Annotated in this window: 15 protein-coding genes and 1 pseudogene; 7 read left to right on the top strand and 9 right to left on the bottom strand. The window is 63.8% G+C overall.

Annotated elements, in window-relative coordinates:
• Positions 1-4 precede the first annotated feature (4 nt).
• The 8 genes from A3M3_RS0118425 to A3M3_RS25860 form a co-directional block, all read right to left on the bottom strand.
• Entirely contained in the window at positions 5-265 is a 261-nt protein-coding gene (locus tag A3M3_RS0118425; protein ID WP_028267575.1) for a type II toxin-antitoxin system RelE family toxin, read from the bottom strand.
• Positions 262-528 carry a type II toxin-antitoxin system Phd/YefM family antitoxin gene (locus A3M3_RS0118420; RefSeq protein WP_028267574.1) on the bottom strand — a complete coding sequence of 89 codons (267 nt, stop codon included), beginning with the start codon at positions 526-528 and terminating at the stop codon, positions 262-264. The genes A3M3_RS0118425 and A3M3_RS0118420 overlap by 4 nt, the downstream gene beginning before the upstream one ends.
• Before the next feature lie 110 nt (positions 529-638).
• On the bottom strand, positions 639-1883 hold the full coding sequence (locus tag A3M3_RS0118415) for a DUF6596 domain-containing protein (RefSeq protein ID WP_231497359.1): 1245 nt from the start codon (positions 1881-1883) through the stop codon (positions 639-641).
• Between the two features lie 3 nt (positions 1884-1886).
• Positions 1887-2246 (bottom strand): YciI family protein, encoded by a 360-nt coding sequence (locus A3M3_RS0118410; RefSeq protein WP_028267572.1) that lies wholly within the window; start codon positions 2244-2246, stop codon positions 1887-1889.
• A 110-nt stretch (positions 2247-2356) separates the two neighbouring features.
• Complete coding sequence (locus tag A3M3_RS0118405) at positions 2357-3172, bottom strand: methyltransferase domain-containing protein (protein ID WP_028267571.1); 816 nt, start codon at positions 3170-3172, stop codon at positions 2357-2359.
• A 139-nt stretch (positions 3173-3311) separates the two neighbouring features.
• A complete protein-coding gene (locus A3M3_RS0118400; protein ID WP_028267570.1) occupies positions 3312-4544 on the bottom strand; it encodes a pyridoxal phosphate-dependent aminotransferase in 1233 nt (410 codons plus the stop codon).
• A gap of 68 nt (positions 4545-4612) precedes the next feature.
• Positions 4613-5275 carry a hypothetical protein gene (locus tag A3M3_RS0118395; RefSeq protein ID WP_028267569.1) on the bottom strand — a complete coding sequence of 221 codons (663 nt, stop codon included), beginning with the start codon at positions 5273-5275 and terminating at the stop codon, positions 4613-4615.
• Positions 5276-5320: 45 nt separating this feature from the next.
• A complete protein-coding gene (locus A3M3_RS25860; protein WP_051423377.1) occupies positions 5321-5857 on the bottom strand; it encodes a MarR family winged helix-turn-helix transcriptional regulator in 537 nt (178 codons plus the stop codon).
• 102 nt (positions 5858-5959) lie between these two features.
• Here A3M3_RS25860 and A3M3_RS0118385 point away from each other — a divergent pair, with 102 nt between their 5' ends.
• Positions 5960-8140, top strand: a complete 2181-nt coding sequence (locus tag A3M3_RS0118385) for an MMPL family transporter (RefSeq protein WP_035743344.1) — start codon at positions 5960-5962, stop codon at positions 8138-8140.
• Here A3M3_RS0118385 and A3M3_RS0118380 read toward each other — a convergent pair.
• Complete coding sequence (locus A3M3_RS0118380; RefSeq protein ID WP_028267567.1) at positions 8116-9051, bottom strand: NAD-dependent epimerase/dehydratase family protein; 936 nt, start codon at positions 9049-9051, stop codon at positions 8116-8118. The genes A3M3_RS0118385 and A3M3_RS0118380 overlap by 25 nt on opposite strands.
• A 138-nt stretch (positions 9052-9189) precedes the next feature.
• On the opposite strand from A3M3_RS0118380, the gene A3M3_RS0118375 reads away from it, so the two are divergent.
• From A3M3_RS0118375 to A3M3_RS0118350, 6 genes and pseudogenes are all read left to right on the top strand, one after another.
• Complete coding sequence (locus A3M3_RS0118375) at positions 9190-9915, top strand: TetR/AcrR family transcriptional regulator (RefSeq protein ID WP_028267566.1); 726 nt, start codon at positions 9190-9192, stop codon at positions 9913-9915.
• A gap of 51 nt (positions 9916-9966) precedes the next feature.
• Entirely contained in the window at positions 9967-10743 is a 777-nt protein-coding gene (locus A3M3_RS0118370) for an oxygenase MpaB family protein (protein ID WP_028267565.1), read from the top strand.
• A gap of 5 nt (positions 10744-10748) precedes the next feature.
• Positions 10749-11563 (top strand): annotated as a pseudogene (locus A3M3_RS25855) (DUF817 domain-containing protein).
• 141 nt (positions 11564-11704) lie between these two features.
• Positions 11705-13576, top strand: coding sequence for a molecular chaperone DnaK (gene dnaK / locus A3M3_RS0118360; protein ID WP_028267564.1), 1872 nt, complete (start codon positions 11705-11707; stop codon positions 13574-13576).
• Positions 13577-13578: 2 nt separating this feature from the next.
• Positions 13579-14241 carry a nucleotide exchange factor GrpE gene (locus tag A3M3_RS0118355; RefSeq protein ID WP_028267563.1) on the top strand — a complete coding sequence of 221 codons (663 nt, stop codon included), beginning with the start codon at positions 13579-13581 and terminating at the stop codon, positions 14239-14241.
• A gap of 87 nt (positions 14242-14328) precedes the next feature.
• Entirely contained in the window at positions 14329-15294 is a 966-nt protein-coding gene (locus A3M3_RS0118350) for a DnaJ C-terminal domain-containing protein (RefSeq protein WP_028267562.1), read from the top strand.
• Positions 15295-15296: the final 2 nt, after the last annotated feature.

Below are 15296 nucleotides of genomic sequence, written 5' to 3'. Positions count from 1 at the left end.
CCGTCTAGTGCTGGTAGATGTCCCTCCGGTGTCCCATGGCGAGCACCAGGACGATCAGCTCGGCGTCCCGGATCTCATAGATGATCCGGTAATCACCGGTGCGGACACGCCAGTCACCGCTGCTGCCGGAGAGCTTCTTTGCTCCCGGCGGGCGCGGTGTTTCGGCAAGGAGCTCGATGGCGGCCTGGATGCGCCTGCGGGCGTCCGGCGGGAGCTTGCGCAACTGCCGGACGGCGGCCGGCGCGAGCTGCACGGAATAGCTCACGCCAGGCCCAGCTCCGCCTTGACTTCCTCCCACGGCACCGGGCCATCGTCGGTCTCCGCCATTTCCGTCCGCGCCGCGTTCGCTGCCCGGAGATCTTCCAGATCCTCGGCCGCTTCGATCAGCGTGGCCAGATCCTCGGCGTCGATCAGCGCGGCCACGCGGCGGCCCCGGCGCAGCAAATAAACCGGTTCATGGCTCACACGCGCGGTATCGACCGCCTCGGAAAGCCGGCTCCGCGCGTCAGTCACTGTCATCTCGCTCATGGCTCAATTTTAGGCCGTGCGCGCCGAAATGTACATAATGGCTAAAAGCGTTAGAACGCCAAGAGGAGCGTAACGTGGGATCGGATGTTCGGCCGCGAGCCGGTAGTCGTTCACTGCCCCAGAGTCGCCGCTTTCACCAAGAGGTACTGCCGCTCCTGAAGGCTCTTGGTCTTCTTCGCTCCGGCGAGGAAACACTCCCGGGCCCGTATGCGATCCCCGGACATTTCGAGCAGGTGCCCGCGGACGGCGTCGAGCCTGTGCCAGTCTTTGAGGTCCGCCTCAAGCCCGCCCAGTAGCTCAAGGGCCGCTTGCGGCCCATCCACCATGGCCACGGCGACGGTGCGATTGAGCGTAACGACCGGGCTCGGGGCCATGGCCTCGAGAACCGTGTACAAGGCCAGGATCTGCGGCCAATCGGTCTGGTCCGCGGTGGTCGCCTCGGCATGGACCGCGGCAATGGCGGCCTGTATTTGATAAGGCCCGGGATGCCCCACGCCGAGCACGGACGACAGAAGTTCCAAGCCCTCGGTGATCTGCGCCGAGTCCCACAACCTGCGATCCTGCTCCGCGAGCGGCACGAGCACCCCGTCCGGGAGGGACCTGGCCCGGCGTCGGGCATCGGTGAGGAGCATCAGGGCGAGCAGCCCACCCACCTCGTGTTCGCCGGGGAGCAGTCTCCAGAGGAGCCGCGCCAGGCGGATCGCCTCCCGCGTGAGCTCCTCGCGCTGCATGGAGGGGCCGGAACTTGCCGCGTAGCCCTCGTTGAAGATCAAGTACAGGACATGGAGCACGACGCCGAGACGCGCCTTTCGCTCCCCGGCTTCCGGGAGTTCGAAATGGGCTCCCGCCTTCCTGATGCGCTGCTTCGCCCGGCTGATCCTCTGCCCCATCGTGGCTTCCGGTACGAGGAACGCGCTGGCGATTTCCGCCGTCGTGAGCCCTCCGGCTGCCCTTAAAGTCAGTGCCAGCTGCGAGGGTGCTGAGAGAGCGGGGTGGCAGCACAGGAAAAGGAGGGCGAGGGTATCTTCTGCAAACCCGCCCGTGTCCCTCGTTGAATAAGGCGCTTCGCTGGGCGGCGGTTCCAACGCTGCCGCACGCTTTTCGCGCTCTTGCCGGGAACTTTCGCTGCGCCAGTGGTCCACCAAACGGCGAGTGGCGACGGTGAGCAGCCACGCCCGGGGATTGTCCGGAACGCCGGAAGCGGGCCATTGCAATGCGGCCTCAAGCAGCGCTTCCTGGACGGCGTCCTCGCACTCAGCGAATTGGCCGTGCCTGCGCACGAGCACGCCGAGGACCTGCGGCGCGAGGGTGCGCAGCAGGTCCTCGAGCATGGACTCCCGGGAAGGCTTGGCCAAGGGCTAGACCTCCGGCGGCTCGTCCTGGACGCGGCGGAGCTCCACGACAGGCGCGTATTTCACGATGCTGGAGCAGATTTCCACTGCCCGTTCCTCGCTGGCCACGTCCACCACCCAGTAGCCGATCAGGGATTCCTTGGCTTCGGCGAAGGGCCCGTCGGTGGTGATGACGCCGTTGTCCGTCTGCTTGACCAGTTTGGCGGTGCCAGGGTCGGCCAGGCCCGCGTTGAAGACCATCTCGCCGGAATCGCTGAGGTCCTTGTCGATCTGGATCATGAAACCGATCATTTCCCGGATCCATTCGGGATCGGCGGTTTCCATCATGCCTTCCGCGGAACCAAACATCATGATCATGTATTTCATCTCGAACTCCTTATGTGGGCGCCCCGTGCGGGCGCTTTCGTTCATGGGTCGGAACTGCATGACGCTTTTCGACATGGCGAAGGGAATTTCCCGCGGGGTTTTGGCAGGCGCTACGCCCGCGCGATGACCTCCCCATTCGGAATCAGGAAAAAGCCATCATCCGTGGAGCCCCAGCGGTGCCAACCGGCGGAGATCCGGGCTAGGTCTGCCTCGTTGGCGAGCCCGTATTCCAACGCCTGCTCGGCAAAGGCGGAGTGCAGGACACGCTCGCTCCACACCCGCGATTGCCAGCGGCGCTGCTGCGCGGTGGCGTACAGCCAGTTGCTGCTGGAGGGCGCGACGTCGGTAAAGCCCGCCTGCTGCGCCCAGGACACGAGCCGCCGCCCGGCGTCGGGCTCCGCTCCGTTCCGGCGGGCGATCTTTTGGTAGAGCTCCATCCAGTCGTCGAGCTCGGGGACCTCCGGGTACCAGCTCATGCCGTGGAAATCGGCATCGCGCACCGCAACGATGGCGCCGGGCTTGGCTACGCGCCGCATTTCGCGCAAGGCGGCCACGGGGTCGGTCAGGTGCTGCAGGACCTGGTGCGCATGGACGAGGTCGAAGGTCTCATCCTCGAAGTCCAAGCCGTAGATGTTGCCGGTCACGAATTCCACGTTTTCCACGCCGCGCTCGGACGCCAGCGATGCAGCCTGGGCCACGATCTCAGGGGACCGGTCCAGCCCGACTGCCTTTGCGGGGGCCACCAGCTCCGCGAAGTCGCACGTGATGCTCCCAGGTCCGCATCCGACGTCGAGCACTGATGTTCCGGCGGTGAGATGCGGGATGACGAACGCGGCAGAATTCTCGGCCGTCCGGGAGGCGTGGGCGCGTACGACCGATTCGTGGTGGCCGTGTGTGTAGACGTCTTCGGGCTTCTGCTCGTTCATAGGGAAACGCTACCCCACGGACTCGAAAGCGGGCGGAACTGCCCAACTAGCTCGCATTTGTTGTCGCTATGGGGCGTCATAACGGCAATAAATGCGAGCTAGTCGGGGCCCACGCGGCCAGGGTTCCTCGGCGTGGAAACTAGCTGGGGTCCTCAGGCCGGCTCCTATACGCGGCCAGGAACATCGAAATCCTGCGCACGGCTTCTTCGATTTCCCGGACCGACGGCAGGATGACGAAGCGGAAGTGGTCCGGGGTGGGCCAGTTGAAGGCCGTGCCGTGGGAGACCAGGATCTTCTGGTCCTGCAAGAGGTCCAGGACGAACTTCTCGTCGCTCTCGATCGGGTAAACCTCGGGATCCAGCCGTGGGAACAGGTACATGGCCCCGGCTGCGGGGACGCAACTCACGCCGGGGATCGCAGTGAGGAGCTTCAAGGCAAGATCCCGTTGCTCGCGGAGCCGGCCTCCTGGCTTGATGAGTTCCTCGATGCTCTGGTAGCCGCCCAAGCAGGTCTGGATGGCGTGCTGCGCAGGAACATTGGAACACAAACGGAGGGAAGCCAGGAGCTCCAGTGCTTCACGGTATTCGGCGGTGGCGGCATGCGGGCCGGTCAAGGCTACCCACCCGGCACGGTAGCCCGGCATGCGGTAGGCCTTGGAAAGGCCGCTGAAAGTCAGGACGCAAACGTCGTCCGCCACGGACGCGGTGTGGATGTGCTGGGCGTCCTCGTAGCGGATCTTTTCGTAGATCTCGTCTGAAAACAGGACAAGATCATGCTTGCGGGCCAATGCCGCGAACTGCTCCAGGATGTGGCGTGGGTAGACCGCGCCCGTGGGGTTGTTCGGGTTGATGATGACGATTGCCTTGGTGCGCTTGGTGATCTTCGCTTCGACGTCGGACATGTCCGGCCACCAGTTCTGGCCCTCATCGCAGAGGTAGTGCACGGGCTTGCCGCCCGTGAGGGTGACTGTTGCGGTCCACAGCGGATAGTCCGGCGCGGGAATCAGGACCTCGTCGCCATTTTCCAAGAATGCCTGCAGCGTCATGGAGATCAGTTCGCTGACGCCATTGCCGATGAAGATATCCTCGACGCCGATATTCATCAGGTTCTTGGTCTGGTAGTACTGCGAAATCGCGGTCCGCGCCGTGAAGATCCCTTTCGAGTCGCTGTACCCCTGGGCACCGCGGATGTGGTGGATCATGTCCACCACAACCGACTCCGGCGCCTCCAGTCCGAACGGTGCGGTGTCGCCGAGATTCATCTTGAGGATGCGGTGCCCTTCGGCCTCCATTGTCTTGGCGGCTTGCAGGATGGGACCGCGGAGCTCGTAACGGACGTTCTGTAGTTTGCTGGAGTGCTGCATCGGGCGCATGGTTGATCATTTCATGTCTGGCGCCTGACCGCCCGGTGATGACGTTTTGCTGGAGTTTTGCTTCCTTTTCATTCCCACCGGATGATGACCGGCAGGCTGCTCGTGTTGGCTGGGACTTCACGCTCAGTGCCGCGGACCGCGACGACAAAGTGCTGGAGCTCGTCCGCTGAGGCAAGTACCTCGAAATGGCCCGTGGGATCGCTCACGACGGCGGTGGCTGACGAATGCGGCCGGATGTAGGCATCTGGGATGCCTTTGTTGTGGACATCGACCAGCCGGCCGTGGATCCGGCGGGACACCGTGGTGGTCGCGACGGGTGGTTTAGCGGCTGGAGGGCCGGAAGGCTCCTCGAAGCGGATCCCGACGGGAATACGGACCAGGAAACCGAGGCCTTGGCGGATGCCTGCATCGTATTCGTCTGGCTGGAACTCGCCGCTGGAGACCACGGAGTACTGGTTGTGATGCTCGACGGCCAGCAGGAGCTTCTCCATGTTGTCCAATTGGGTGGGGCCATGGCATTCCACGGCTACCTTTAGTTCAAGGTCCAGCAAGGGGCCTTCCCGCCGGGATCGGCCCACCCTGTTCATGGCGACGGTGTGGACGGTGACAGGTGCATCGGTGGATTGACTGGCGAGGGGTTCGGAGCCGTCGTCGAAGCGGACACGCTCTGGCGAAACGGCGTCGGAAAGTATCCCGAGGAGTTCGGTCAACGATGATCGCACAACACCCACGGTGTCACCCCACCAAGTGGTCCAGCACAGCCGATGTGGTCAAGATTACTCTTGCACCGCCCTGTGAGTCACCGGAACATCGGGCGTAACTCCAGTCGATGGTTCATGGCTTGGCGTGACGTCCTTGCGGGCCGCCACGGTGGCCTCGATGACGCCCTGCATGAAAGTCATCACGGTGTGAAGTTCTTCCGGTGAAAGGGCGCCGATGACCGGGGCGATGGCGCTTGCCAGGGGAGAGAACAGCTGACTGCCTGTGGCGCGTGCCGAATCCGTCATTTCCAGATGGACCTGTCGCCGGTCCTTTTCGCTGCGGTGGCGCGCGAGATGGCCAGCCCGGTCCAGCCGGTCCACGAGCGCAGTTGTTGCCGGTGAGCTCAGGTTGAGCGCTGTCCGGAGGGCGCCGGGGGTCATGGTCCTGCCTTCCCGGGCAGCGGCGACCATGGCAGCCAACGCATTCAGGTCTGTGCGATGAAGATCGTGACTACTGCTGACGGCCTCTACGTAGCGATCGGTTTCGACCGTGAATTGTTGGAGTAGCCCGAGGAGCGCCGCAGCGGACGGAACGTGCTGATTGTCATCCATGAGGCCTCCTTCAGCCTCAAATTATCCCACTGATGTGCCATTGACCAATTATCTCCATCATAGATATATTTCGTCGTGGAAGTAATTTGAAAGGGTGTGGGGATGATGGACAAGAAGCCAGGAGCCGGCAATCGAGGCCGCTCGCGGTGGTGGATAGCGTTGGCTGTGCTTTCGCTGATCGCATGGATGGCGGTCGGTGGAATGGGCGGACCAACCTTTGGAAAGCTCAGCGAGGTATCCAGCAACGATCAAGCCTCGTTCCTGCCAGCCAGCGCTGAATCCACGGAAGCCCGTGAATGGCAAAGCAAATTCACTTCCGGCGGGAGCGTTCCAGCGGTGGTGTTGATCGAGTCGCCGGAGAAGCTCTCACCCAATCAATTGGCTGGCCTGGCGTCCCTTGGCGCCCAACTGGCGGCTGTCAACGGAGTCAGCCCTTCGGCGTCGGTTGCTGGGCCGATTCCGTCCGCGGACGGGAACGCGGCGCAATTCATCGTCCCGGTTGAGCAAGGAAACGGAGTCAAAGGGAGTATCCAGTCGCTTCGTGCAAAGGCGGCAGGCTATGTGGCGGAGGCCGGTCTTCCCGCCGGGACGGCCACCTACGTGACGGGACCGGCAGGCTTCCTCGCGGACTTGGTCAACGCCTTTGGCGGCATCGACGGGATACTTCTCTTCGCGGCCTTGGGTGCAGTCCTGGTGATCCTGCTGGCCGTTTATCGATCCGTAGTGCTGCCCTTTGTGGTCCTACTGACCGCTGTCTTCGCGCTGTGTGGTTCCATTCTGGTGGTCTTTGCTTTAGCGAAGGCAGGCGTGGTCCAGTTGACGGGCCAGAGCCAAGGGATCCTGTCCATCTTGGTGGTAGGTTCGGCTACCGACTACGCCCTTCTATTTGTGGCCCGATACCGAGAGGGCTTGGCCTACCTGCCCAATAAATGGGCGGCAGTAGGGCGCGCGTACAAGGGTAGCTTCGAGGCCATCCTGGCATCGGGAACAACCGTCGCCTTGGCGTTGCTCTGCTTGCTCTTCTCGGAATTGAACTCAAACCGTGGGCTCGGGCCAATCGGCGCGATCGGAATCGGCTTTTCAATGTTGGCCAGCCTGACGCTGCTTCCTGCGGCCCTTGGCTTGCTTGGCAGGTCCGCCTTTTGGCCGCGTACACCGAGGAAGAGTCGGGCCAACTCCGACATCCCGCGCGTCTGGAGGCTTTTGTCCAACACCATCAGCAGGCGGCCCAGGGCCGTGTGGGTGGGCGCGGCTGCCATTCTGGTGGTGTGCGCCTCGGGCCTGCTCCAACTCCAAGCCAGCGGGGTTCCGCAATCGGATCTCATCTTGAGCAAATCGGAAGCAGTAGACGGCCAGGCGGCGCTCGGCCGGCATTACCCCGCCGGGGCAGGAAGTCCGGTGGTGGTTGTCGCCGACGAAAAGGCTGCGGATGCGGTCCTTGCGGCTGTCGTAGGCCAGGAAGGCATCTCGGATGCCGCCATGGTGGGCGCTCAAACCGGCGCCAGCCAGCGCCCGCTGGGCCAACCCCAGTCGAGCAATGCGCCTTTGGTGCGGGACGGCCGGGTGCTGATCAACGCCACGCTGTCCTCGGAGGCGGATTCGGCGAAGGCTGAGCAGACCATCGCAACGCTCCGGCAGAAACTGCATGACGTGGCGCCCGGGACGTTGGTGGGAGGAACAACGGCCACCGCGGCGGATACCAATGCCAGTGCGCAGGCTGATTTGTGGCGGATTATTCCGATCGTCCTGGCCGTCATCCTGTTGGTGCTGATGGTGTTGCTGCGGGCCGTTCTGGCGCCACTATTGCTGATCGGCACCGTTGTGTTGTCCTATGCGGCAGCGTTAGGGGTCTCGGCTTGGGTTTTCAACCATGTGTTTGGCTTCCCCGGCGCGGATGCCTCGGTTCCCCTTTTTGGCTTTGTGTTCCTTGTGGCCCTTGGAGTTGACTACAACATCTTCCTCATGACCCGTGTCCGGGAAGAGTCGCTGGGGGCCGGAACCCGGCCCGGTATCTTGAAGGGGCTCGGTGCGACCGGCGGTGTGATTACTTCCGCGGGCGTTGTCCTTGCCGCAACGTTTGCCGCCCTCGGGGTCATCCCGATCCTCTTCCTGGCGCAGATCTCCTTCATTGTGGCGTTCGGCGTGCTGCTCGACACCACCATCGTTCGCTCGCTCTTGGTGCCCGCCCTGTCTTATGACATTGGCCGGCGGATTTGGTGGCCCGGGCGTCTCGGCACGGTTCCCGCGGTAAAAGAGACTCAGCGGGCAACCGCGGCTTCCTGATCCCGCCACCAAGCGACCGTTGCCGCCATCGCGTCTTCAAGGGGCGTCGGCTCCAGTCCCAGCATGGCCTGGCTCGCCGTGGAGTCCATGACGAACGGCCGCTCGAATTGGTACAGCATTTCGGCCAGCTCGCGCATGTCGGTCGAGAACAGGCCGAGGGCCCGGAGCAGCCAGCTCGGAACCACACTCAGCTTCGGTTCTGGAACGCCGGCTGAGCGGGCGACGTTTCCCGCGATGCCGCGCATCGTCATCGCCGGTCCCGTGGGGGCGTGCAGCACCGAGTTCCAGGTTTCCGGCTTTTGCGCGGCAGCGATCATGGCGCCGGCGAGATCCGGGACGTAGGTGAACGAGTGCGGCTGCTCGGCGCTTGCGAGGACCTGGACGGTTTTGCCTCCAAGGACCAGTGGCACCATGCGCTCGCCGGCATGCGCCATCCGGACCCGGGGCCCGAAGAAGTCGCCGGCCACCACACTGACGGTGTTCGCCGCGTGGCTTTCGCGTGCCTTCAGCAGGGCGGAGCGGATCCCGCGTTTGCCTCCGGCAGCTTCGCGCGGGCTGCCTTCGGTCATGATCTTGTCCGGCTCGCTATAGGAGTAAAGGCTCTCGGGGAAGACGACGACGGCGCCTGCCGCCACTGCGGCGTCCATCACCACTTGCTCTGCTTGTGGAAGCTCGGCTGCCCAGGCTTTGGCTCGGTAGGCCGAGCCGTGGATGCAATGAAAAACGCCTGTGGCGCCCTCCAAGGCTTGAGCCACTTTGGCTGCATCCGAGACGTCCACGCGGCGCTTTTCGATCAGCGCGTGCTCCGGGCCACTGCCGGAGCGCGTCAGGATGCGCACCCGCTCGCCGCGTTGGGCAAGTTGCTGGGCTATGGTCCATCCGACGGGTCCTGCTCCGGTGACGACGTACATGGTGGTGCTCGCTTTCTGCTGGGGAATCAATTCAGAGAGCAGTGCTCTCTGAATTCAGGATGAACCTTCCCCGATTGCATGTCAAGAGCACCGCTCACATTTGTTGCCCATGCTCTCATTTATGGCATGCTGGGGTGCATGAACCTCCCTCCCGCCGCAGAGGCCAAGCGATCGACTCCCCGGGAGCGCGCCCGGGCCCAAACCGTGGCTGACATCATCCGCTTGGGCCGTGAGCACCTTGCGCTGCACGGAGCGGCGGCCCTGTCGCTGCGCGCCGTCGCGCGGGATCTTGGCGTGGTTTCTTCGGCTGTTTACCGTTACGTGGAGAGCCGCGACGAACTGCTGACCCTCCTGCTGATCGACGCTTACGGCGAGTTGGGCGACGAAGTGGATGCCGCCGTCGACGTCCTCCCGGGCGACGATTACCGCGGCAGGTTCCTGGCGCTCGGGCGGGCCGTTCGTCAGTGGGCCCTGCGCGAGCCGGCAAGCTATGCCCTCCTGTTCGGCAGCCCGGTGCCCGGATACCAAGCGCCCGCAGAGCGCACCACGGAACCCGGAACGCGAGTGATCTACCGGATGGTGGGGATCTTCGACGCCGCCCACCGCGTAGGTGCCTTGGCCGCCGACGTGGCGCCCGCCGTCGTCGTACCTCCTGCCCTTGCGGCAGACCTGGCGGCCATCCGGGCCGAACTGGGCGTTGCCGTTCCGGACTCCACGCTCGCGCGGGGAGTGCTCGTATGGACGTCGGTTTTCGGCGCGGTCAGCTTCGAAGTGTTCGGCCAATACGGGGCCGACACCTTCGTTGCGAGGGACGAGTTATTTGAGCATCAGCTCGCGGTCCTGCAGGGGATAGTGGGGCTGTAGCCGCTCCCGCGGCACGCGTGCAGGGCGGTGCCCGAAAGGTACAGTAACTGCATGGCCCGTGGACTTGCTGACATTGGAGCGGAGGGCGTCTTGCTCGCCGGGGCAGGCCGCGCCATCTTGATGCAGATCGCGAATCCGGCGGTCGGTCACGGCGTCGCCGAGCACAGCAACTTCGCCGAGCGGCCGCTGGACCGGCTGCGTGCCACCATGACGTACGTGTATGCCGTGGTTTATGGCTCGGAAGGGCAATTGGCCCAGGTGCGGCGGGCCGTGAACCGTGCCCACGCCCCTGTTCGGCGGACAGCGGACGAAAAGTCGAAGGGATACAACGCCTTTGACGCGCAATCCCAGCTCTGGGTGGTGGCGACCCTCTATGACACCGCCGTCACCGTCTACGAAAAGGTCCATGGAGCCCTCGACGACGACACTGCCGATCGCATCTACCTCGAGTATGCGCGGATTGGGACAGCCTTGCAGCTGCCCGCCGAGCTCTGGCCGGCCGATCGCTCGGCCTTCGCGCGCTATTGGGACGAATGCTTGCTGAACCTGGAACCGGACGCAGCCGCCTTGAGGGTTGCCCGCGAGCTGTTGTATCCCACGGGCGGCCCGTTCTTATTGCGCCTCACCATGCCGTTGGCCCGATTGCTCACGGCGGGTCTGCTGCCCCCGCAGCTCCGCGAGGGATTCGGACTGCCCTGGAGTTCCCGGCAGCGGCGCGGCTTTGACGGCACCATGCGACTCTTGGCGGCGGCTTATCCGAGGCTGCCACAGGGGGTCCGGCACTGGCCGAAGAACTACTATCTTCGCCAGCTCGGCTCCGACGGGTAGCGCCGATGCGCGAGCTCACCGCGGTAGAGGCGCTTATCGACGGCAGCGCGAGCCGGTTCCTGGGTGGTGCCCCGCTCCGGGGACTTCGATACAGGCTCACTGAGTTCACCGTGTTCGGCCTCAAGCAGGCGTGGGCGTGCATCTTCGGTGCTTCGCTCCTTGAACGGTCATGGAGTTGTTCAAGACCGGCGTCGGCTCGTGGTCCTATGAGGCGGAGGGTGTCCTCCGGGTTGGCGCCGTTCCGCTCTTCAGCGGCTTCATGTATGCGGCGGTCGGTTCGTACATGGTGCGGGTTTACCGGGTTTTCGAGCTGCGGTTCGCCAGGTATCCGCGGCGTTGGATCACTGCGGTCCTGGCCGCAGCCATCTATGTGAATTTCTTTTCGCACCACTTCACCGCTGATGCCCGTTGGGTCCTGCTGGCCGCCGTCGTGGTGATCTATGGCCGGTGCGTGATGTACTTCCGGGTGTTTCGGCGTCGACTCCGGATGCCGCTGGTCCTGGCCTTCCTACTTGTGGCCCTCTTTATCTGGATCGCCGAGAACATCGCCACCTGGTCGCACGCCTGGCTGTATCCGAGCCAATTGGACGGCTGGCATTTGGTGTCGGCGGACAAGCTTGTCTCGTGGTTCCTTCTGATGATCATCTCTGTGGTGTTGGTGGCATGGGTGTACAAGCCGATGCCGCCTGATGGACCACCCGCCGTCGAAGTCGCCGGAACGCTGCGGAGTCGCCGGAGCGTTCGGGCGACTCCGCAGCGTTCCGGCGACTTCGACGGCGGCCCTCAACCGCGCGTTCTCCCACGGCGAAATCGACCGTAAATCCCCGTGTTTCCAGGGTTCTTTGACCCTCCGGAGGCAAAGTTGAGCGTACTTGACTCAACTTTGGATTGACATTGGAGAGGGGCTGAGTACAGTTGAGTGCAGAACGCTCAACCCGGTTTCATTGAAAGGAAGCAACATATGTCACGCGCTGTAGGTATCGACCTCGGAACCACTAACTCCGTCGTCTCTGTTCTCGAAGGTGGCGAGCCCACCGTCATTGCCAACGCCGAGGGTGGCCGCACCACGCCGTCGGTCGTTGCATTCTCCAAGTCCGGCGAAGTCCTGGTTGGTGAAATCGCCAAGCGCCAGGCCGTCAACAACATCGACCGCACTATCGCTTCCGTGAAGCGCCACATGGGCACCGACTGGTCGGTCGCCATTGACGACAAGAAGTACACGCCGCAGGAAATCTCCGCGCGCATCCTCATGAAGTTGAAGAACGACGCCGAAAGCTACCTCGGCGAAAAGGTCACCGACGCTGTCATCACCGTCCCGGCCTACTTCAACGACGCCGAGCGCCAGGCCACCAAGGAAGCCGGTGAAATCGCCGGCATGAACGTTCTTCGTATCGTCAACGAGCCCACGGCCGCTGCACTTGCGTACGGCCTTGACAAGGGCAAGGAAGACGAACTCATCCTGGTCTTCGACCTCGGCGGCGGAACGTTCGACGTCTCCCTCCTGGAAGTCGGCAAGGACGAAGACGGCTTCTCCACCATTCAGGTCCGCGCCACTGCCGGCGACAACCGCCTCGGCGGCGACGACTGGGACCAGCGCGTCGTTGACTACCTGCTGAACCAGCTCAAGGTCAAGGGCATCGATCTTTCCAAGGACAAGATCGCCCTGCAGCGCCTGCGCGAAGCTTCGGAGCAGGCCAAGAAGGAACTCTCCTCCTCCACCAGCACCAACGTCTCCCTCCAGTACCTCTCCGTCACCCCCGACGGCCCGGTCCACCTGGACGAGCAGCTGACCCGCGCCAAGTTCCAGGACCTCACCAAGGACCTGCTGGAGCGCACCAAGAAGCCGTTCCACGACGTCATCGCCGAGACCGGCATCAAGCTCTCCGAAATCGACCACATCGTACTGGTGGGCGGTTCCACCCGTATGCCTGCTGTCTACGACCTCGTCAAGGAACTCGCCGGTGGCAAGGAGCCCAACAAGGGCGTCAACCCGGACGAAGTTGTTGCCGTTGGTGCCGCACTCCAGGCTGGCGTGCTGAAGGGTGAGCGCAAGGACGTCCTGCTGATCGACGTCACCCCGCTGTCCCTCGGCATCGAAACCAAGGGTGGCGTCATGACGCACCTAATCGAGCGCAACACGGCCATCCCCACCAAGCGTTCCGAGACCTTCACCACCGCTGACGACAACCAGCCGTCCGTGGCCATCCAGGTCTTCCAGGGCGAGCGTGAATTCACCCGCGACAACAAGCCGCTGGGCACGTTCGAACTGACCGGCATCGCTCCGGCACCGCGCGGCGTCCCCCAGGTCGAGGTCACCTTCGACATCGACGCCAACGGCATCGTCCATGTCTCTGCCAAGGACAAGGGCACCGGCAAGGAACAGTCGATGACCATCACCGGCGGCACCGCGCTCTCCAAAGAAGACATCGACCGCATGGTCCGTGAAGCCGAGGAGCACGCAGCCGAGGACAAGGCGCGCCGCGAGGCTACCGATACCCGCAACACTGCCGAGCAGCTCGCCTACTCCGTGGACAAGCTCATCGCCGAAAACGAAGACAAGCTGCCTGAAGAGGTCAAGACCGAGGTCAAGGCCGACGTCGACGCACTCAAGAAGGCCCTCGAAGGCGCCGATGATGCAGCAGTGAAGACCGCTTTCGAGAAGCTGCAGCACTCGCAGTCGAAGCTCGGCGAAGCGATCTACTCGCAGGCCGGTTCCCCGGATGGCGCAAGCAGCGCCGCCGGTGCTGAGGGAGCTCACGCTGGCGCCAAGGCCGGGTCTTCGGATGAAGATATCGTCGACGCCGAGATCATCGACGAAGACGAAAAGAAGTAACCATGCCTCACCACGGCAATGACGCAGAGCACTCACCGTCCAACAACGAGGGCAACGAGCAGCACAAGCCGGTTATTCGGGACAACCGCAAGGTTGACCCGGAGACCGGGGCCGCCCGGCACCCCCAAGGATCGGCAGCTGATTCCAACGCCGCTGCCGCCGAGGGCGACGCCCTGTCCCAAGCTGAGGAAATCCTCAACGGCGTCCAGGTTCCGGCTGAAGAGTCGGTGGCCCCCGGCGCCGCTGCGGAAGCAGAGGCCGCGGAACTCCGCAATGACCTCTTGCGCCTGCAGGCTGAGTACGTCAACTACCGCAAGCGCGTCGAACGCGACCGCGCTGTCGCAGGGGAGATGGCCGTGATCGGCGTCCTGAATTCTCTGCTGCCGGTGCTCGACGACGTCGACGCCGCCCGCCAGCACGGCGACCTCGTGGACGGCCCGTTCGCCGCGATCGCCGCCAAGCTGGAGACCGCGCTCAAGACGTACGGCCTGGAGCGCATCGCGGAAACCGGAGTCGAGTTCGATCCCACGATTCACGAAGCACTCATCCAGCAACCGGGCGAGGACATCGACGTGGACACCGTCAGCCAAGTGCTGCGCTCCGGTTACCGTTCCGGCGGCCGCGTCCTGCGTGCCGCACAGGTAATCGTGGCTGTGCCTGCTTAGCATTCTTCGACATGGCAGTTCGCGGCAGTGATTCGCTAGGACATTGTCGCGAACTGCCATTGTGGTACACAACGAAAGGAAACGCCCTTGGCCAGCCAGGACTGGGTTGAGAAGGATTTTTACGCCATCCTTGGTGTCGCCAAGGACGCCCCTGACGCTGACATCAAGAAGGCGTACCGCAAGCTTGCGCGAAAGTACCATCCGGATACCAATTCCGGTGATGCTACCGCGGAGAAGAAATTCAAGGACATCTCCGAGGCCTATTCGGTGCTCTCGGATGCCGAGGAGCGTCAGCAGTACGATGCCATTCGTGCCATGGGCGGGGCACGATTTGCCCCTGGTGCCGGCCGCGGCGGACCTGCCAATGGCGGGTTCGAGGACCTCTTTGGCGGGCTTTTCGGCGGCGGTGTACGTCAGCCGGCCGGAGCCGGTGGCATCCCTCCCGAGTTCGCTGACTTGTTCGGTGGCGGTTTCGGCGGCGGACAGACCGGCTTCCAGCGCGCCCCGCAGAAGGGCAGCGACCGCACGGCATCCACTTCGATATCCTTCGCGGGATCCATCCACGGCACCACGGTGAGCTTGCGCGAAAGCAACGGCAACGTCATCGATGTCAAGATTCCCCCGGGCATCAGGGACGGCCAGAAGGTACGTCAGCGCGGCAAGGGCAATCCGGGCGCCGCGGGCAACGGAGACCTCATCATCACGGTGAACGTCAAGCCCCACGATTTCTTTCACCGCGACGGCGACAATATCCGCATCCACGTACCGGTCACCTTCGCGGAGGCCGCCTTGGGTGCCAACATCCATGTGCCAACGCTCGACGGCGACACGGTCACCGTCCGCGTCCCGGCCGGCACCCCCTCGGGCCGCACGCTCCGGGTCAAGGGCCGGGGCGTCAAGACGTCGAAGGGCACCGGCGATTTGCTGGTGACGATCGACGTCGCCGTCCCGCAGAACCTCAACAAAGAGGCCGAGGAAGCTGTCAAGGCATTTGCCGCTGCTACTTCCGACGCCGATCCCCGTCACGACCTGGCCGCCAAGGCCCGCTTGTAGCG

The organism is Arthrobacter sp. MA-N2 (genome assembly GCF_000517125.1).
GTDB classification, from domain to species: Bacteria; Actinomycetota; Actinomycetes; order Actinomycetales; family Micrococcaceae; genus Arthrobacter; species Arthrobacter methylotrophus.
The sequence above is the reverse complement of the archived record's forward strand: the minus strand, read 5'-3'. Positions and strand labels throughout refer to the sequence as shown.